Here is an 18,426-nt window from a genome sequence, read left to right on the forward strand (position 1 = left end):
AACGATGGCAGCTAACCGCTTTTTGAAAACTTACACAAGGCGGCGAGTGCGGTCACACCGCCGCTGCGCGTTTCGGCAGAACGAGATCGCCGATCATATCCGCATGCGGCCTGTCCTTGCTCCAGCCGCCACCCGACGCTCCGTCCTCCTCGGGCTTTGACCCGAGGATCCAATCACGCCTCCATCCGCCGCGGAAATGACCCCTAGGGCTCAAGGCCCGGGATGATGGATGGTGGCGTCTTCGAAGCCGGGGTTCAACCGAGAGAACCAGCGACGCGAGACCGAAGCCCAATGTTACCGCCCGTGAACCGCCTTTAGCTTCTCATAATGCTCCTCGACCCGGCGGCATGCCTCTCGCGAGGTTTCCTCCGAGCCGCTGCGAGGCATTATCTCCTGTCGCACCCATGGAAGGTGGGCAGCGTTCCACTTCCACATGCCGGGTTTCAGGTCAGCCGCGTTCTCAAGCTCGACGCGGCCGAAAGACTGGTCGCCGTCGAAGCCGCTAAAATCCTGATGTCCTTCTCCAGGCCACGTCTCGCGCCATGTGTAGATCGGTTGGTATTGATCTTTCATGTCGTGGCCCATCCGCTTTGCGCGCCATCGTCGATAGATGGCTTTAAGCATTTGCGGATGCGATGGTTCCATGACGGAGCCTGCGAAGTCCAAACCGCTCCGAGAGATGCCGATAAGCCGACCTCCGCCGCCCGGCCCGCCACGGCCGGGAAATCTCCCGCTCCGCTCGCCTCAGGCCCGCTTCCGCCGCATCTGCGTCACGCTCCGCCAGACGGCCGACACCAGGAAATAGAAGGCGCCGAGGCCGGCATATCCGGCGATGTTGGCGATTGACGGCGCTTCCGGTATTTGCGCCTGGGCGATGAAGAAGGCGCCTGCCACGGCGGATTGGCCGCCGCTGAGGATCATCGCCCACTGGCCGCCATTGGTCTTCCAGCGCCGGACAGCGGTTCCAAGTTGCAGCAGGCCGGATAAGATCGCCCAGAGACCGAAGACGCCGAGAACCCAGTTCATGCTCATCGTCAGGGCGACGATCACGGCAGCGGTCGTCACCGCGCTGACGGCGACGTTGATCGCCTGGCTGCGGTTGTTTGCCAGGCCGCCGTTCCGCGCTGCGTCGACCAGGTTGGCGGCGGCATCCCAGGCCGGGTAGAGGATCAGCAAGGCGGCGGCGACGGCGAGCGACTGGCGGCCGGCCGTCAAGGCTGCGGCGACCCAGATGGCGGAAAAGGCTGCTCGCGTGAAGTAATAGCGCGTCAGCCACTCTTCCCTGTCGCCAGACGCGACGGTGGTTTGATCGGTGGTCATCATGATCTCTTTCCTGAATGTGATGGTGTTGGTCTGATAGGGGCGGGCTCGCCGTCATGAGCGGCGGCGTCCGTCATCGCGATGGGATTTCCTGGGCTTGCCGGAACTTTCGAGTCCATCGCCTGCAAGTCAGGCGGCATTCCCTGGTAAATCGCCGGTCGAACCGGGGGCGGCCTGGCCGACCGGCGACGACGTGGTCACATGGGCGGGACCACGCCATTCTTGCCGACAAGCACCTGATGGGCGAGGGGACCCGAGGCAGCCTTCTCGGCGGGGATGAAGACGACGGCGCCGGGAACGAGATCGTCCTTGGTGGCCGGAGCGATGGTCACGACCGGCGTGCCGTCCGGAATCGAGATCTTCTTTTCCTTGCCGTGATAGGAGACGGTGATCGTGCGGCCATCGACGCCCTTGACGGCGTCGGCGACGGTCGCATTGGTCATGCTGCTGTTCGGCTTGAGGTCCCAGCTGTAGCTGCCTTCACCAGCACCTTTCATCGCCGGCGGGAAGATCAGCACTTCAAGCGCGCCGTCGCCGCCGCTTTCGCTGGGCAGCGATGCGATGCCGACGAAGTCGCCCGGCTTGATGTCGGTGACCGCGGCATTTGCGACGCTCGCCAGGTTCCAGCCGTCGGCGAGGGTGACATCGACGGTCTCTCCCTCGCGGGTCTTCACCTTGAGAACGGTGCCGCCGTAACTGACGATGCTGCCCCTGACATGGACCTGCTCGGCCTTCTGGTCTTCGGCATGGACGGGCACCAGTAAGATAGCCGCTGACGCGATAGCGCTGAGCCCCAGGACGAGGGCGGGGAGAATGTTCTTGATCATATCGCTCTTCCTACTAGTTGGTAGTTTTGCTGAACGTCGTTGTCGCTCCGGGCTTTATTCCGCCCGGAACCTTATCGAGTGGCGGTCGGAGTGAGCCGCTGCAAGGTGGGAGCCAGAATGGTGGCGAAGACCTCCGGAGTCCCGTAAGCCCGGGCTGAAAGCATGGCGCCGTGGACGGAGGCCATGAAGGCTTCAGCCTCGACGCGCGGTTCGCTCGACAGTTTCAAACTCCCGTCCTGAGCGCCCCGCTCCATCACCGAGGTCAGCCATGCCGACGCAAAGCGGAAGAAAGCCTTGACCTCGGCTGCGACCTCCGGCGGCAGTGCCGGCAGTTCGCTCGCAAGCAGGGCGCAGACGCAAAACGGCCGGCTTGCATCCTCGATGCACTTGGCCCAGTGGCCCGCATAGGCCTGGAGGAGGGCGAGCGGATTCCGCACCTGTCGCTCGAGGCCCGCAATACCCGCCTCGGCATCTTCGCGATATCGCACGACAAGCGTGCGCACCAGGTCGGTCTTGCTCGGAAAATGGTGATGGATGCTGGCCTTGCGGATCCCGACGACGGCAGCAATATCGGCATAGCTGAAGCCGTTATAGCCTCCGGTCATGATCAATGCTCGGGCGGAGGCCAGGATCTCGTCGGAGGTCGTCAAAAGATTGCTCATGGGCTGTGTCTACCTTCCAGTAGGAAGGCTGTCAAGCGGAACGCAGTGTTCCGCCGTCACCAGTTGTGGAGACGGTCACGGGCTTCACTTTGACTCCGGCGAAAAGTGATGGCGGCATCGGTTGTAACGACCGGCCTTGACTCGCCTCGAACACCCGGAACATAATCAGAACATCTAATATGCGGAATGGAGTTCTGGATGTGCGGCCGCGTCTATATCAAGACATCGCTTGAGGAACTGGTGCGCAATTTCGCCTTCGCGGAGCGAGGCGCGATCGATGCGCTCGGGAACCGATTTCCGCGCTACAACGGCGCGCCGACGCTGGATTATCCGATCATCATTCGCGACATGGTCCGCGAACCTGATGTTATGGGGCCGGTATTCGCCAGCGCTCGCTGGGGTCTGATGCCGACATGGATGAAGCCGGGAGGGCGTCCGCCGCCGATCAATGCGCGCTGCGAGGGCATCAGTACCAACGGCCTGTTCCGCTCGGCCTACAGGTCGCGCCGTTGCCTGGTGCCGATCAACGGCTTCTTCGAATGGAAGGATATCTTCGGCACGGGCAAGAACAAACAGCCCTACGCGATCGCCATGGCTGACGGCTCGCCCTTCGCGCTCGCCGGCATCTGGGAGACGCGGCGCGACAATGACATAGAGACTCGGAGCTTCGCAATTGTCACCTGCGAACCGAATGAGATGATGGCGCAGATCCATGATCGGATGCCGGTCGTCCTGCATCGTGAGGATTATGAACGCTGGCTATCGCCCGAACCCGATCCGAACGACCTGATGAAGCCGTTCCCTGCCGAGTTGATGACCATGTGGCCGATCGGCCGCAATGTAGGTTCGCCCAAGAATGACACGGCTGACATCATCGATCCGATCGACCCCGATCCGGAACCGACGCTGATCTGAATTCACCGGCTCGGGCGGGAGCCATCCATCAACTATGCGGTCAAAAAGAACCTCGCGAGAGGACAGGACGACGCATGCCAGAACAAATCACATGGAAATCGTGGGAACATGTCAGCGGCCGAGAAATCAAATATAAATGGCGGCACGCTTGGAGGGAGAAACCCGGCGACGATTACGTCGCTTTTGACGGCGATACCCAGATCGGAAGGATATTCCGGTCACAGGCCGGCGGAGTGGTCGATAATCGATGGTTCTGGATCGTGGCGACAGACGGCAACCATCGACTGGATTGGCCGTCAGCCGGATACGAGGACAGTGCCTATGTCGCCTCAAGGCGGCTGGAAATGATCTACGAGAGCATCAAAGGTGGGAAACCAAGGACGGCGCACCCATGAGCATCGCAGGCCATTCGAGTGCGCCGGGCGCCAATGTGATCGTTGAGCATTATTGCGAGCACCGGCAAGCTGACGGCACAGGCTGCAAGGAATGGGGAGGCTGGGGCCACAGCCCATCGCCGGCCGTGCCAACGCGCTGGTGGTGCTTTGAGCATTTCCCGCATAAATCATACGAACAGGAACAGGCACTCAGGCGGAAGCTGGAGGCGGCCGAGGGTGGGAAAATCTTCCAATGAGGGCCAGCTGATTGATGTTCCGTCGTCAGCCGTCGGTCGAGACGGTGACGGATTTCCACGCCTCGATCTCTTGCTGCAGGCGAACGATCCTCTCCGACACATGCCTGAGGGCGTCGCTGCCAAGCAGCAGCTGCGGCGGCGGATTATCGGATTCGATGAGCTTCAGAACCGCTGCGGCCAATTTGGCGGGATCGCCGAGCTGCTTGCCGCTGACGGCCTGTCGCGCCTCGCGTATCGGGTCGAACAGGCCATCATAATCGGCGATCGACCTCTCCGTGCGGACCATCGATCGCCCGGCCCAGTCCGTCCGGAAGGAGCCGGGGCAAAGGGTCGTCACATGCACGCCGAACGGCGCCATTTCCGAACGCATCACTTCCGATATGCCTTGCAGCGCAAACTTGCTGCCGCAGTAATAGGCGATGCCGGGCATGGTGATCATGCCGCCCATCGACGTGACGTTGACGATGAACCCTTGGCGCCGCGCGCGAAACCGCGGCAGAAATGCCTTGGCGACGGCGACGGCGCCGAAGACGTTGACCTCGAACTGACGCCGCATCTCTTCGATCGGCGACTCCTCGATCACGCCTTCATGGCCGTAGCCGGCATTGTTGATCAGCACGTCGACCGGCCCATGTTCGTCCTCCGCGTGGCCGACGACGTCATCGATACGGTCGAACTCGGTGACGTCGCAAAGGACCGGCCGCAGGGCAGGCAGGGTTTTGGCAAGCGCAGCGCGCGCGGCTTGCGAGCGCACAGTGCCGATCACCCTGTGGCCCGCCTGAAGCGCCGCAGACGCGATGGCCAGCCCGAAGCCGGAATTCGATCCGGTGATGAAGAAGGTCTTTCGTGACATGAGCGATATTCCTTGATTGAGGATACGATTTGACAAATAGTATGGAGAAACCGGCGCATCGATTGCGGATTCTCTCAAAATGTTGCCAAATCCTATGAAGGGCGATCGCCGCTTATCCAGGCGAGGGGAGATGGTCGCCTTGGCCGGACGTCTCGCCCCCCGTCACGGATATAATCCGACCGCGCTCGCTCCCGTCCGCATATTGCGCACGGAAGCCGTGCTCCACGACATCCCTGTCCTCTATAGACCGGGCGCGGTTTTCGTCCTGCAGGGGAGCAAGCAGGGCATGCTCGAAGGCGAGGTCTTCCTCTATGACGAGGAGCACTATCTGGCGGTGTCGCTGCCCGTTCCATTCCGGATGACGTCGACGGCCAGTCCCGAGCGGCCCCTGCTTGCGGTCTATGTCGAGTTCGATATGCAGATGGCGGCCGAGATCGCATTGCAGGTGGAAAAACATGCCGAACTGCCAGGCGACGAGCCGAGAAGTCTTGTGTCGAGCAGGATGGCTGACGATATCGAGGATGTCCTGCTGCGCCTGCTGACGGCACTTGGCAGCACCGTCGAGACGGATGTGCTTGGCGCCGGCATTCTGCGCGAACTGCACTACCGCGTCCTGGTCGGTCCGCAAGGCGGTGCGATGATCGCTGCCCTCCAGCAGAAGGGCAGATCCGGAAAAATCATCCAGAGCCTGGCCTGGTTGCGGGAAAACTATGGCCTGGAGATCGCGGTCACCGATCTGGCACGAGACGTCGGCATGAGCGTTCCGTCCTACCATGTCCATTTCAAGGGTCTGACCGGCAACAGTCCGATGCAATACGTCAAAGCCATGCGGCTTCACGAAGCAAGATTGATGATCGCCCGCCGGACGAGAACGATCGCCGAGGTCGCGGTTTCGGTCGGCTACGCAAGTCCGGCGCAGTTCAGCCGCGATTTCAAACGGCATTTCGGGCGCACGGCATCGGAGGAGATCAAGTGGGTCCAGCGCCACCTCGGCGAACTGGGTGACGATCACGGCTAATGCATGTCTCACGCGCCCGACGGTGCAACGGCTCGCAACGCGGTCCTGACGATCGCATCGCCGAATTCCGGCGAGACCGGGCGATGGCCGACCAGCAGCCGGAAGAAGACCGGTCCATAGATCATGTCGAGCAGCGCCTCCATATCCAGCGGCGGAACGATCTCTCCCCGAGCCAGAGCCTCCTCCAGGATGACGCGACCCGCGTTGCGGCTCGACAGGATGACCTGGTTGCGGAAGGCCTTGGTGAATTCGCTTTCCGGGTCGGCGGCGGCAAGTGCCATCGTGATCTGCCGCCCGCGCGTGCTGGCAAAGGCAGTCACCAGTCCGCTCATCTGCGCGCCGAGAGCCGCCTGCGCCGTGCCGCCTCCAACCTCCGCTTCCGGTAGCCGGTTGACCAGCAGAGCGGCCATCGCCAGTTCCTGCGCATTGGCCCAGGAGCGATAGATCGTCGGCTTGCCGACCCCGGACCGCGCCGCCACGGCTTCTATCGTCATGCGGCCAAAACCTTCGGCCATCAGGATTTCATGGGCGGCCTCCAAGGCACGCCTCTGCGCGGCGGCGCTTGGCGGCCGCCCTCGTTTCTTCGGTGTTGCATTACTCTCTTGACTCATATCTTTACGATACGTAACGTTAATAAAGAACCCAGTCAAGGAGGATCATCCATGCCGAGTTTTGCCCGAAAAGTGAGCGCCTACTTCATCGTCAAGGATGCGGCACGGGCCATCGACTTCTACAAGGAGGCTTTCGGCGCCACGGAAGTCTTCCGCATGACCGATCCTTCGGACGGGCGGATCGGCCATGCCGAGCTGCGTTTCGGAGAGACACTGATGATGTTGGCAGACGAATATCCGGACTTCGGTGCCCTGTCTCCCGATGCCATCGGAGGCTCGCCAGTGACCTTCCACATCGACACGGAGTCGACCGATGCAGCACTGGCGCAGGCGCTGTCGGCCGGGGCGACGATGTTGCGCCCGGCGACCGACCAGAGTTTTGGCGAGCGGGTGGCGCAGGTGCTTGATCCCTTCGGTCATCGCTGGATGTTGTCGCAAACCATCGAGCAGGTCACGCCTGAGGAGATGCAACGCCGCTGGAACGAGGACATGTCGGCGTGAGTGCCGCAGCCCTTGAAGCGCTCGAGGAGGCTGAGCGCGCCTTCAACGCGGCGGTGGTTTCCAACGATCCCGCCCAGATTGCCGCCTGCATCACGCAAGACTGGGTGCTGGTGACGCCTGAGCGTGGCCCCATCCCTGCACAGGCTATTCTTTCGGCGATCGGATCCGGTGTCCTGAGCCATGACACGATGACCAAGACGACGCATCACGTCCATCTGCTCGGCAATGTCGCCACGGTTGCGGGCAGAACACGGGCATGTTCGCCATTGATAGACGAGCGCTCTTGGCGCGCTGGATTTCCGCGGTAATGGAGCAAGACGATGAAAGTCCGTAAGTTCAGGGTGACCGACGTGGCATTGGAGCGTTCCCCCCCGGCAGCAGGCAGATATCTTCGTCGGCAATCTGGTCGACGAGCGGCAGGGAGGGCCGATCACCATCGGCTTTGGACGCTACGCGCCCGGCCAGAGCCTGACCGAGACCATTAATGTCGACGATGTCCGGTTTGCAGTCACATTCATCACTGGCGTCACCATCGTGAGATAACGGTCGAGCGCCGACTGATCCTCGTTCCGGAAAACCACTGGCAGTGCAGCGAGCAAGAGCGCGTTGCCTTGAGAGAGAAGGTGTGTCTGGCTGCCGGCTTTTACCGCTCGTGCCGCCGCCGCCACACCCCGCTGGGTTGCCCCGTCAACCACAGGATAATCGCAGGAGAGTAGTCATCTCTATATCGTAACCGGTGTCCCGCCCCCCCCATGGCGACCACATTGGAGGTTCTCACGAACAGGACGTCCAGGCGTGAGGTTCATTCGGCACTGGCCCGACGAAGTCAAAGCCACGGATCCGTTGCTCTTTTGATTTAAATCAACGACTCGCGTTCCTGAGGGCTTTATATAAGCATTTACGAAAATACAATTGCGTCATCGTCGGAAGGCGATGCATAGTTTCCGCGTTCCATCTCCAATCCGGGCAGAGGGTCCAACCTGCCGAATTCTAGATCATTCATGCGATGAGGCCCCTACGTGTAGAGAGGCCAAGAGGGCTCCTATCAACTATAACGGGAAACACGCATGAACATGCAGTGCAAAATCTGGCTTGGCCTGCTGGCCTCCGCTGTAACTGTGGCAATGTTGAACTCGCCGGCAAAGGCCGCCGACGCGAAACCCAATATTGTTGTCATCTTCGGTGACGACATCGGCTACATGAACGTCTCATCCTACGGTGGCGACATCATGGGGGCAACGACGCCCAATATCGACCGGCTTGCCAAGGAAGGGCTGCGGCTCACCTCGTTTTACGCACAGCCGAGTTGCACGGCAGGTAGGGCAGCGTTCATCACCGGGCAGCTACCGGTGCGCACAGGTCTCACGACGGTCGGAACACCGGGGTCGCCTATCGGCTTGCAGAAGGAAGACATCACGCTTGCGGAAATCCTCAAGACCGAAGGATACGCAACAGCCCAGTTCGGCAAGAACCATCTCGGCGATCTCAACGAGCATCTGCTCTGCAATCATGGTTTCGATGAGTACTGGGGCAATCTCTACCATCTCAACGCCAATGAAGATCTCGAAGATCAAGACCGTCCCTCCGATCCCCAATTCCGCAAGAAGTTCGATCCGCGCGGGATCGTCTCCTGCACTGCGGGCGGCGACGTAAAGGACGAGGGACCGCTATCGGTCAAGCGCATGGAAACCTTCGACGAGGAGGTCGCCACCAAGTCTCTGAGCTATCTCGACCAGCGCGCCAAGGACGGCAAGCCTTTCTTCCTGTGGCACAACTCCACCAGGCAGCACGTCTTTATCCATCTCAAGGACGAATCGCGCAAACTGTCTCGCGCGGGCATCGACGACACCTACGGCAATGGGCTCGCCGAGCACGATGCCCAGGTCGGTGAACTCCTGGACAAGCTTGATCAGACGGGGCTGGCGAAGAACACCATCGTTGTCTACACATCCGACAACGGCGCCTACCAATATATGTGGCCGCAGGGGGGCACGTCGCCGTTCAAGGGCGACAAGGGTACCACTTGGGAAGGTGGCGTTCGCGTGCCGGCGATCATTCGTTGGCCAGGCGCTCCTGGCGGTCGGGTCAGCGCGGAAATCGTCGACATGACGGATTTCCTGCCAACGCTCGCTGCCGCGGCCGGAGACAACGACGTCGTCGAAAAGCTCAAAACGGGTGCGACCTACAACGACAAGAGCTACAAGCTGCATCTCGATGGCTATGACCAGACTGACTTCTTCACTGGCAAAACCGCGACGTCGGCGCGCAATTTCGAGTTTTATTACGACGAGACCACGCTGACGGCGATCCGCTACAAGCAATACAAGATCTCGTTCTCCGCCAAATTCGGCGAACGCTGGGATGATCCGCTGCAAAATTTGAGCCGACCGTTGATCACCAATATCCTGATGGATCCTTTCGAGCGCCAATTGGGGGATGTCGGTCGTCAGTTCGAGGAGCACAAGACGTGGGTGCTGACCCCGATTATCGGGATCGTCGCCCAGCATATGGAAACGTTCAAAGAATTCTCGCCGCGCCAGACGCCGCTCAGCGGCAATTTCGGAAAGACTATCGAAGGCATTCAGGCGCAGTTGAACCGCATCCAGCAGAGCCAACAATAGCAGCCCGTCAAGTCGAGGCCGGTAACGGTCGCGGGATGCGTTCGCGGACCAAACGGGAGGGATACCGGCATGTGGAGAGACATCGTCTCACCGACCAGCGCCGCGTCAGTGGTGGTTGCCGGATTTCTGTCAATTTTGGGTTTGCCGAGCCAACCGGCAACGGCTGCCGACGGCGGTTCCGTGCTGCCATTTCAACCGACGCCGTCCGCGAGCATCGCTGGCCCGACGTTGAAGGATTCCGTTCACCAGCGCCGGGTCGACGAGCGACATCTTCCCGCCAACGCGCCGAACATCCTCATCGTGCTCATGGACGACGTGGGATTTGGGGTAGCCGATACGTTCGGCGGCTTTGTTCATACGCCGACGCTGTCCCGGCTGGCCGCAGAAGGCATTTCCTATAACACCTTCAATACGACTGCGATCTGTTCGCCGACCCGTGCTGCGCTTCTCACCGGGCGCAATGCTCACAGGATCGGTTCCGGCACGATCGCGGAGCGGGCTCTCGATTGGGACGGCTATGTTGGCGTCATCCCGAAGACTGCTACGACCGTGGCCGAGGTGCTGAAGGATTATGGCTACAACACAGCGGCCTTTGGCAAGTGGCACAACACGCCAGCCACGGAAACCACGGCGATGGGGCCGTTCGATCGTTGGCCGACGGGATACGGCTTCGAGTATTTCTACGGGTTTCTGGCCGGGGAGACATCTCAATGGGAGCCGAGACTGGTGGAGAACACCTCGCTGGTCGAGCCGCCGAACGACCCGAAGTACCATCTGACGACCGATCTCGCCGATCATGCCATCACCTGGCTGCACAAGCATCAGGCCTACGCGCCCGACAAGCCCTTTCTGATGTATTGGGCACCCGGCGCCTCGCATGGACCGCATCACATCTTCCCGGAATGGGCCGATCGATACAAGAGGAAGTTCGATGGTGGATGGGATGCTCTGCGGGGAGAGGTGTTCGCTCGCCAGAAGGCATCGGGCTGGATCCCAGCCAATACCAAGCTTACGCCAAGACCGGGCAGTCTGGCAGCATGGGACAGCATTCCCGAAAGCGATCGACCGTTCCAGACCCGTCTCATGGAGGTCTTCGCAGGGTTCACCGAGCATGCGGACTTTGAGGCTGGGCGCGTCGTCGACGAGATCGACAAACTCGGCCTGCGCGACAATACGCTGATTTTCTACATCTTCGGCGACAACGGATCGAGTGCCGAAGGCCAGGCCGGGACGATCAGCGAACTCCTTGCACAAAACGGGATTCCGAACACGATCGACCAGCATCTGAAGTCGATGGACAAGCTCGGAGGCATCAAGGCGCTCGGCGGCCCCGACATGGACAATATGTACCACGCCGGCTGGGCATGGGCGGGGTCGACACCGTTCCAGGCAACCAAGCTCGTCGCCTCCTATTTCGGCGGCACCCGCAATCCGCTGGTAGTCTCCTGGCCGTCGACGATCGCTCCCGACAAACGGCCTCGCTCGCAGTTCCACCACGTCAACGATATCGTGCCGACGATCTACGATGTCCTCGGCATCAAGCCGCCGCTGGAGGTCAACGGTCAGAAGCAGGACCCGATCGATGGCGTGAGCATGGCCTATAGCTTCAACGATGCGACTGCGGCCGGCACCAAAGCCGAGCAGTACTTCGAGAACAATGGCAGCCGGGCGCTCTACAAAGACGGCTGGATCGCCTCGGTCTTCGGACCCTTCGTACCGTGGCAAGCCTCGCGGCCGTTCAACAAGGATTGGGATCCGGACAAAGACACCTGGGCGCTTTATGATTTGCGCAGGGGCTTTTCCCAGGATGACGACCTTGCAGCGGTCGAGACAGATCGACTTGCCGCCATGAAGGCACGTTTTCTTGAGGTCGCCAAAGACAACAAGGTCTTTCCGATCGGCGCAGGCAACTGGCTTCGGCTGCATCCGGAAGACCGCATCAAGACGCCCTATAAACGCTGGAGTTTCGACAGCGACACAACCCGCATGCCGGAATTTACCGCGCCGGGGCTTGGGCGGGAGAGCAGCATCGTCACCGTGGATGCGGAGTTCGGCGAGAACGCCAATGGTGTGCTGTATGCGCTCGGCGGGGCAAGCGGCGGACTGACTGTCTACATGGACGACGGGCATCTCGTCTACGAATACAACATGATGATCATCGAGAACTACCAGGCCCGTGGCCCGGACAGGATACTGCATGGCAAACACCGGATCGAGATCGATACGACGCTGCAGAGCCCCAAGCCGCTGTCCGCCGCGGATGTCCTCCTCAAGGTCGACGGGAAGGAGGTCGCCCGCACGACGGTTGCTCGGACCGTTCCCGCCGCATTCAGCGCCTCGGAGACTTTTGATGTCGGCACCGATCTCGGTTCTCCGGTCTCGCACGCATACGCCGAGCGACGCCCCTTCAAATTCGATGGCAAGATCGATGTAGTGAAAGTCGACATGAAGTGATGGGAGTGCCTCGGCGCCGAGCCCGCGTGTCGAGAAAACGTTGACGAGCGGGTGTAAGCCCACGGAGGATCGAATGTCTCTCTACAGAACACTTGCAAGTGGCGTTTTTGCACTCAGCTGCTGGGATCGGTCAGCCCGGTCCTTGCCCAGTCCGTGTTGAGTAAGGCGGTGCGAACCAGCGAAACGATGGAGCCCGCACTTGCCTTTCCTGATCAGGACAGAACCACAGCCGAGAAGTTGGCCGAATTGCAGAAGAGAATTGGTAAGAGGCCCAACATTGTCTGGTTTCTGATCGATGACATGGGATGGGGCGATCCTGGCCTCTACGGTGGTGGAGAAGCCGTCGGCGCGGCGACGCCGAATATGGACAGGCTGGCACGCGAAGGCCTGATGCTGACCTCAACCTATTCGCAACCCACCTGCACCCCGACCCGATCCGCAATCCTGACCGGACGCCTTCCCGTGCGAACGGGTCTGACACGTCCCATTCTCGCTGGAGACAAGATTACCAAGAACCCGTGGGCCGAGGAAGCCTCGCTGCCGAAGCTCCTGGGCGAGGTCGGTTATGCGACAGTACTTTGCGGGAAGTGGCATGTCGGGGACGTTGAGGGTATGCGCCCGCATGACGTTGGGTTCGACGAGTTCTATGGTTTCTACCCAGCCTCGCAGGAACTGTCCAAGTCCCTGGACAAGCGTCGCTATCCGGATCTAGTGCTGAACCCCGAGCGAATGCAAATGTTCCACGACACCGGGGCCAGCGAAGCTCTGATCCATGGCTTCAAGGGCGGAGAAACGACGGTCGCACAGAAGATCGAAAGTCTCGACGACATTGCCGAGGCCGACCATACGCTCAAGGAGTTCAGCGTCGCAAAGATCAAGGAATTGGCCAAGGGCGGCAAGCCCTTCTTCCTGGAACACGCCTTCATGAAAGTCCACGCCGACAACTTCGCTTCCAGGGAATTCGAGGGTAAAAGCGCCAGCAAATATCCCTACAAGGATGCGGTCGTCGAGGTCGATGCGTATATTGGCGAGATGGTGAAGGCGCTGGACGATGCCGGGGTCCTTGATGATACGTTCATTTTTATCACATCAGACAACGGCCCCCAGATGGATAGCTGGCCAGATAGTGGCACGACCCCATTCAGGGGTGCGAAAGGATCGGCCTGGGAAGGCGGCGTCCGCGTGCCCGGCATTGCCTACTGGCGCGGCATGATCAGTCCCGGTCGGCAGAGCGACGAATTGTTCGATCTCATGGATCTGTTCAACACATCGTTGGATCTCGGCGGCGCTTTGGACAGGATCCCGACCGACCGCTACATTGACGGCATCGACCAGACGTCATTCCTGCTGGCAGATGGCGGCCACTCGATGCGCGAGAAGGTCTATATCTGGAACGAACAGAATTTCATGGCCATGCGCATGTACGAATACAAGATCATGACCAAGGTCGTGGAAACCAAATCGCAATGGCTGGATATCGATATGTCCACCATCACCGATGTCGGGCTCGCGCCGTGGGTCTTCAATCTCTACATCGACCCGAAAGAGCAATATCCTGTCGGACACCGTATGAACGCGTGGCTTGCGTCACTTGCCGCAGAGATGAAAGCCCATGCGGCAACGTTCAAGAAATACCCGCCAAAGGACATCGGTTTAGCGCAGTAGATTTGGCGCGCGGTGTTACCCTGCAGAGGATAGGTCTTGAGGCAGGCCCGTTGTCGCAATGGCTTTATGCGGGAATGACGAAGGCGGGTCTGGCGGTCGAGCTGATCGAGACGCGCCACCTGCGCGTGGCGTTCAAGACGATGCCGGTGAAGACGGACAAGAAGGATGCGCGGGGCATCGCGCAGTTGATGCGGCTTGGCTGCTTCAGATCGGGGTGCGGACTTTGGCGGAAAGGTATTTCCCGCCACTTCGAGCCGGCCTGCTTTCAAATCCTCCTCCACCAGCCATTCCGGCAGGAAGACCATGCCCCATTCCCCACAAGGCCGCCAGGTGCAGAAGTGTCTCGTGATCCGGCCGCTCAGATCCATATCCAGGCTGACATCCGGACAACGCTGGTTGTATTCTGGACCGTTGAAGCGCCTTCTTCTCCCGTCAATCCAACCTCTGAGCCTCGAACCGGCAGCGAGCACTACACGATGCCGAGCGGACTGCGGTTCGCCGTGTATTATCGGGAAACCTCTTTTCTGCTACCTGTGCGTTCGATTATTTTGGCCTCTTGGCAGCTGATCGTTCGGAGGATCTGCGTTGTTCGAGCGCTCAGCTCGAAGCCTTCGAAGCTGGGCTTGCGGCAGCCTCGTTGGGTTCAGTCACGAAAGATCGCAAGGAAAGCGGCGCGGCCTATTTGATCGAGGGTGAGAATACGTGGATGAGGGTCGTCGTCGCCGGTGACAAAAAAACAGAAAGACCTGCTGAATACTTGGGTCGAGACGTCAGCCCTCAAAAAACCGTAGAATAAGCCGCAGACGTGGAAGGCGCAAAAGTGACCAAGAAAAATCGTAGCAAACCGCGCTCGGGAAAACACACCGCCGACGCTCCAGCGGTCGATGCGTTCACACGGAGCGCGCTCGCATCGGATCTGACGTGGCTGCCGGATATGATGGTCGTTGGAAAGCCACCGCTTACCGCTGAAGCCTATATAGAGGCCTATCTCGGAGATCCCGGTGAGTGGTATTGGACGACACTTTTGCTGCATGATCCGAGTGAGATCGTCTTGAAGCGAGTGCTCGCCATTATCGATCAAGCCCAATTGCCCGGCCACGAAAAAGCGCTCGGCCAATTGGGCGCGGGGCCCCTCGAAGACATGATGTCGGAGGAGTTGCTGGATCGTCTGCAACATTGGCTGCCCTTCACACCGGCCATGCGCCATGCGCTCAGTCAGGTTCGAATGTCCAGCGAACCTCTTGTCTTGCAACAGCGACTGAAGGCCATTCTCTCGCGGTAGTGCCTTCACCGGCGGCGATCATGGGTCCCAGGCTCGAGGCCTGGGATGATGGAGGGTAGGGGCGCGTTTTTACCACATTGCCAGCGGCGCGCCCTGAGCCTCGTGCTTTAGTTCGAGATGTAATTTCGAAGGAATGTGCGAACGCTGCGGATCGACTTTTCGGCGGCATCTGGATTGTATTTTTCGATGTGACCCAACACCTTCCTTCCGACCTTAAACTCCGGGGCATCGAAATCGTGGTAGGTACCCTTGTAGATATTGAGTTCGATGGGCGGGCTATCGTCACTCAGATTGGCAAGTCTCTTCCGGCATCGGTCGGAAGGGCTCCAATTGTCTCGGTCGCCAGTCAAAATCAGGATCGGCACCGTTGCATCGCCCTGAGTTGCCGCGCAGCGGGGATAGTAGGCAATCGCCGCCTGGAATTTGTGGTCCATCAGCTGTTCGTTGCCTTCAATTTTTGTTCCCTCCAGCGTCGCCGTACCGCCCGTTGAAAAGCCCATCAGGGCAACGCGCCTGATATCGACAAAGCTTTGTTTCGATAAAAAATTCAAAGCGCCATAGGCGTCGAAGACGCGATCGGGGAGATGGCTTTGACACGTGTCCTTGACGTTGCGGGTGGTGAAGCTATCGACGACGAGCACGACGTAGCGCCATGAGACCAGTCGTTTCGGCCAAAGCTCCTTGACGCTCAAACGCATACCCTCGCATCCATGCAGGACGACGACCGCCGGGAAGGGGCCATCGCCCTGGGGGCGGGATAGATATCCCAGCAGGGGCGTACCTTGCGGTTGGGAAAGAATTTCACCCTGTTCCCTAGCCTTGCTTATTCGAAATGGGCTTAGCTTTACGGGCGCGCTTTCGAAGTGAACCAGTTCGTCGGCATCAGTCGGGTTTCCAGCGAGCGTGACGCCGAGAAAAGCGACGAGGCAAAGAAAAAGTCTCGTGGTTTTCACTGAACTTCTCCACCGTTTGATCAACAGCCGGCTCATTCTACGCCGGACCTGAAGGCTCGCAAAGCGGTGAGGCGTTCTGCCGCCGATTGGGCCGGGTTGGTCGATTTCAGATCGGCGCATGACCTGCGATCAAAAGCACTTGATCACCCCCCTGCGGATCATTTATGACTACCGCAAATCCAAGCTGCGAGATTTGAATTCAGCGGTGACGTCGACCAAGTCGGTCGCCGCCTAGTGGTCGAATGCGTCATTCGCCAAGGCTTGCGAATTGGCCAGCATTACTGAGCCACCGTCTCGGATTTGCCCCGGAGCTCACCTCTTGCTCCGGTCATCCTCGGCCTTGTCCCGAGGATGACGGAGGGTGGGGTGGTAGTCCGCCAAATCCGCCGCCGTAGCAGCGCATGACTCACGATTAGCCGTTCAAGTTGGCGCCGCCCTCCGATCGGTGTGTCTATTACCGTCCGGCCAGCTTCCTCAGATCATCGTTGATCCCCCATCTTCTTCCGCCTGGCCTTTCATGTTCGATCACATTGGGATCGGGCCGGATAGCGCTCGCCTCTCACAAGGAGAACTGCAATGGACGCTTCGATTGCTCCGGCCTCGCGGGCCGCGGCGGTGACGCCGAATGATAGCGCCATTGTCGGTGCGCGCGCGCTCTATATCGGCACGGCGGGCGATGTTGCCATTGCGCCGCGTCGGGACATGGATCCGGTCATCTTCAAGAGTGTGCCGGCCGGGACGATCCTGCCGGTTCATGCCGCCATTGTGGCGCTGACCGGGACCACCGCATCCAACATCGTCGCGTTGTTCTGAAGCAATTCCAGAAGCGGGCCATATGGGCAGACCCATCAAGTTCACCCAGGCGATTGCCGACAGGATTTGCGAGCGCATCGCCAACAGGGAAAGCCTCCGGTCGATCTGCCGGGACGAAGAGGTGCCGGCCATGTCGAGCGTGCTCTCCTGGCTCGCCGATGACGACAAGGCCGGTTTTCGAGCCAAATACGCCCTGGCGCGCGAGATCCAGGCGGACGGCTTTGTCGACGAGATGGTCGAGATTGCCGATGACCGCGCAGACGACTGGATCGAAAAGAAGAATGCGAGCGGCGAGACCACCGGCTGGCAGGAGAATGGCGAGGCCATAAGGCGTTCGCAGCTTCGCATCGCCACTCGTCAGTGGGTCGCCGAGAAGCTGAAGCCGAAGAAATATGGTTCCAAGGTCGAGCCCGACCATGGCGTTGTCGCGAGTGAAGTTTCGCAGTTGCTGGAAGATATCAATGGCAAGACGCGCGGACTTCCAAACGGCGGTTGACCAGTTTTCCGACTGGCGCTGGCGTCTGAACAACCTCTATTGGATCACCGACAAATCAGGCAAACGCGTCAGGTTCGAGATGAACTGGACGCAGATGACCTTTTTCGAGCAGATGCATTACCTCAATGTGCTGCTGAAGGCCCGCCAGCTCGGTCTCACGACCTTCATTCAGATCTTCATGCTCGATGCCTGCGTCTTCAACCGGGATATCCGCGCCGGCACGATCGCCCACATCCATGTCGTCGGCGTCACCATAATTCCGACCATGACCGCTTCGTCGGACAGCGGCCGGACGGTCGCGGGCTATACCGTTCCCGCCTTATGGACAACCACGTTGGCGACGGTGAACAACACCATCAAGGCGAGTTCTCGTTACGCCAAGGTGATTGATCAGCTGCTTGCCTTCACGGCAGACACTGATCCGACGAAGTCGCCGGCCGCTGAAATGTTCCCGCTCGGAAACGTCGTCGGGCATCCTGGAAATCAGGACGGCGTGACGACGTGGGACACGATCAAGCTGCCGGCTTCGGTTCCGAACGGCACTCGCATCATGTTCGAATATCAGCCTGGTCTTTGGACATCGAGAACCACCTACGACCGCGTCGACAACGGCGATGGGACGGCGGACTATAAAGTCATTGAAGTCTTTGCCACCAATGTCCAGGACAATGCGGCGCTGCTCGCCCACGGCATGAACCTCGACGTTTCGTCTTACGTCCATCCGGTGCTGCAAGGGATCTTGCGATTTGTCAGCCGCTTGCCGCAATCCGAAAAGCTGAAATTTTACCCCTAGGCGAGCACCGA

20 protein-coding genes and 2 pseudogenes are annotated in these 18,426 nt (G+C 59.9%); 15 read left to right on the forward strand and 7 right to left on the reverse strand.

What is annotated here, in order from left to right; all coding sequences use genetic code 11:
* Positions 1 to 294: 294 nt before the first annotated feature.
* The 4 genes from RL_RS06370 to RL_RS06385 form a co-directional block, all read right to left on the reverse strand.
* Entirely contained in the window at positions 295 to 645 is a 351-nt protein-coding gene (locus RL_RS06370) for a hypothetical protein (protein ID WP_011650949.1), read from the reverse strand.
* A gap of 99 nt (positions 646 to 744) precedes the next feature.
* Positions 745 to 1,323 (reverse strand): DUF308 domain-containing protein, encoded by a 579-nt coding sequence (locus RL_RS06375; protein WP_011650950.1) that lies wholly within the window; start codon positions 1,321 to 1,323, stop codon positions 745 to 747.
* Between the two features lie 194 nt (positions 1,324 to 1,517).
* Positions 1,518 to 2,147, reverse strand: a complete 630-nt coding sequence (locus tag RL_RS06380; protein WP_011650951.1) for a hypothetical protein — start codon at positions 2,145 to 2,147, stop codon at positions 1,518 to 1,520.
* A 71-nt stretch (positions 2,148 to 2,218) separates the two neighbouring features.
* Positions 2,219 to 2,809 (reverse strand): TetR/AcrR family transcriptional regulator, encoded by a 591-nt coding sequence (locus RL_RS06385; RefSeq protein ID WP_011650952.1) that lies wholly within the window; start codon positions 2,807 to 2,809, stop codon positions 2,219 to 2,221.
* A 198-nt stretch (positions 2,810 to 3,007) separates the two neighbouring features.
* On the opposite strand from RL_RS06385, the gene RL_RS06390 reads away from it, so the two are divergent.
* The 3 genes from RL_RS06390 to RL_RS06400 all read left to right on the forward strand — a co-directional run bounded on the left by RL_RS06390 (position 3,008) and on the right by RL_RS06400 (position 4,355).
* A complete protein-coding gene (locus RL_RS06390; protein ID WP_028741654.1) occupies positions 3,008 to 3,724 on the forward strand; it encodes an SOS response-associated peptidase in 717 nt (238 codons plus the stop codon).
* A gap of 74 nt (positions 3,725 to 3,798) precedes the next feature.
* A complete protein-coding gene (locus tag RL_RS06395; protein ID WP_011650954.1) occupies positions 3,799 to 4,119 on the forward strand; it encodes a hypothetical protein in 321 nt (106 codons plus the stop codon).
* A complete protein-coding gene (locus RL_RS06400; protein ID WP_041936219.1) occupies positions 4,116 to 4,355 on the forward strand; it encodes a hypothetical protein in 240 nt (79 codons plus the stop codon). Before RL_RS06395 ends, RL_RS06400 begins: the two co-directional genes overlap by 4 nt.
* Before the next feature lie 25 nt (positions 4,356 to 4,380).
* Here the strand turns inward: RL_RS06400 and RL_RS06405 are convergent, their stop codons facing one another.
* Positions 4,381 to 5,208 carry an oxidoreductase gene (locus RL_RS06405; RefSeq protein ID WP_011650955.1) on the reverse strand — a complete coding sequence of 276 codons (828 nt, stop codon included), beginning with the start codon at positions 5,206 to 5,208 and terminating at the stop codon, positions 4,381 to 4,383.
* Positions 5,209 to 5,287: 79 nt separating this feature from the next.
* Between RL_RS06405 and RL_RS06410 the strand changes: the two genes are divergently transcribed.
* A complete protein-coding gene (locus RL_RS06410) occupies positions 5,288 to 6,226 on the forward strand; it encodes an AraC family transcriptional regulator (protein ID WP_011650956.1) in 939 nt (312 codons plus the stop codon).
* Positions 6,227 to 6,234: 8 nt separating this feature from the next.
* Here the strand turns inward: RL_RS06410 and RL_RS06415 are convergent, their stop codons facing one another.
* Positions 6,235 to 6,837 (reverse strand): TetR/AcrR family transcriptional regulator, encoded by a 603-nt coding sequence (locus RL_RS06415; protein WP_011650957.1) that lies wholly within the window; start codon positions 6,835 to 6,837, stop codon positions 6,235 to 6,237.
* A gap of 51 nt (positions 6,838 to 6,888) precedes the next feature.
* Here RL_RS06415 and RL_RS06420 point away from each other — a divergent pair, with 51 nt between their 5' ends.
* From RL_RS06420 to RL_RS06450, 8 genes and pseudogenes are all read left to right on the forward strand, one after another.
* On the forward strand, positions 6,889 to 7,338 hold the full coding sequence (locus RL_RS06420; protein ID WP_011650958.1) for a VOC family protein: 450 nt from the start codon (positions 6,889 to 6,891) through the stop codon (positions 7,336 to 7,338).
* The gene (locus tag RL_RS06425; RefSeq protein ID WP_011650959.1) at positions 7,335 to 7,646 is read left to right on the forward strand and encodes a nuclear transport factor 2 family protein; all 312 of its coding nucleotides are present in this window, start codon (positions 7,335 to 7,337) and stop codon (positions 7,644 to 7,646) included. Before RL_RS06420 ends, RL_RS06425 begins: the two co-directional genes overlap by 4 nt.
* A 12-nt stretch (positions 7,647 to 7,658) precedes the next feature.
* Positions 7,659 to 7,836: pseudogene (locus tag RL_RS40450) on the forward strand (ethanolamine utilization protein); the annotation flags it as partial.
* A gap of 569 nt (positions 7,837 to 8,405) precedes the next feature.
* The gene (locus RL_RS06430) at positions 8,406 to 9,959 is read left to right on the forward strand and encodes an arylsulfatase (RefSeq protein WP_011650960.1); all 1,554 of its coding nucleotides are present in this window, start codon (positions 8,406 to 8,408) and stop codon (positions 9,957 to 9,959) included.
* Between the two features lie 69 nt (positions 9,960 to 10,028).
* Complete coding sequence (locus RL_RS06435; RefSeq protein WP_011650961.1) at positions 10,029 to 12,413, forward strand: arylsulfatase; 2,385 nt, start codon at positions 10,029 to 10,031, stop codon at positions 12,411 to 12,413.
* Between the two features lie 186 nt (positions 12,414 to 12,599).
* On the forward strand, positions 12,600 to 14,078 hold the full coding sequence (locus RL_RS06440; RefSeq protein ID WP_086935541.1) for an arylsulfatase: 1,479 nt from the start codon (positions 12,600 to 12,602) through the stop codon (positions 14,076 to 14,078).
* Positions 14,079 to 14,089: 11 nt separating this feature from the next.
* Positions 14,090 to 14,287: pseudogene (locus tag RL_RS37350) on the forward strand (IS110 family transposase); the annotation flags it as partial.
* Positions 14,288 to 14,898: 611 nt separating this feature from the next.
* A complete protein-coding gene (locus tag RL_RS06450; protein ID WP_041936221.1) occupies positions 14,899 to 15,360 on the forward strand; it encodes a hypothetical protein in 462 nt (153 codons plus the stop codon).
* A gap of 107 nt (positions 15,361 to 15,467) precedes the next feature.
* On the opposite strand, the gene RL_RS06455 is transcribed toward RL_RS06450, so the two are convergent.
* On the reverse strand, positions 15,468 to 16,349 hold the full coding sequence (locus RL_RS06455) for a dienelactone hydrolase family protein (RefSeq protein ID WP_011650964.1): 882 nt from the start codon (positions 16,347 to 16,349) through the stop codon (positions 15,468 to 15,470).
* Positions 16,350 to 16,889: 540 nt separating this feature from the next.
* Here RL_RS06455 and RL_RS06460 point away from each other — a divergent pair.
* Genes RL_RS06460 through RL_RS41105 form a run of 3 tightly spaced genes read left to right on the forward strand, consistent with a single transcriptional unit; the run spans position 16,890 to position 18,415 of the window.
* Entirely contained in the window at positions 16,890 to 17,126 is a 237-nt protein-coding gene (locus RL_RS06460; protein WP_011650965.1) for a spike base protein, RCAP_Rcc01079 family, read from the forward strand.
* 22 nt (positions 17,127 to 17,148) lie between these two features.
* Complete coding sequence (locus tag RL_RS06465; protein ID WP_011650966.1) at positions 17,149 to 17,622, forward strand: hypothetical protein; 474 nt, start codon at positions 17,149 to 17,151, stop codon at positions 17,620 to 17,622.
* Complete coding sequence (locus RL_RS41105) at positions 17,588 to 18,415, forward strand: hypothetical protein (RefSeq protein ID WP_011650967.1); 828 nt, start codon at positions 17,588 to 17,590, stop codon at positions 18,413 to 18,415. The genes RL_RS06465 and RL_RS41105 overlap by 35 nt, the downstream gene beginning before the upstream one ends.
* Positions 18,416 to 18,426: the final 11 nt, after the last annotated feature.

Source organism: Rhizobium johnstonii 3841 (assembly GCF_000009265.1).
Lineage (GTDB): Bacteria > Pseudomonadota > Alphaproteobacteria > Rhizobiales > Rhizobiaceae > Rhizobium > Rhizobium acaciae.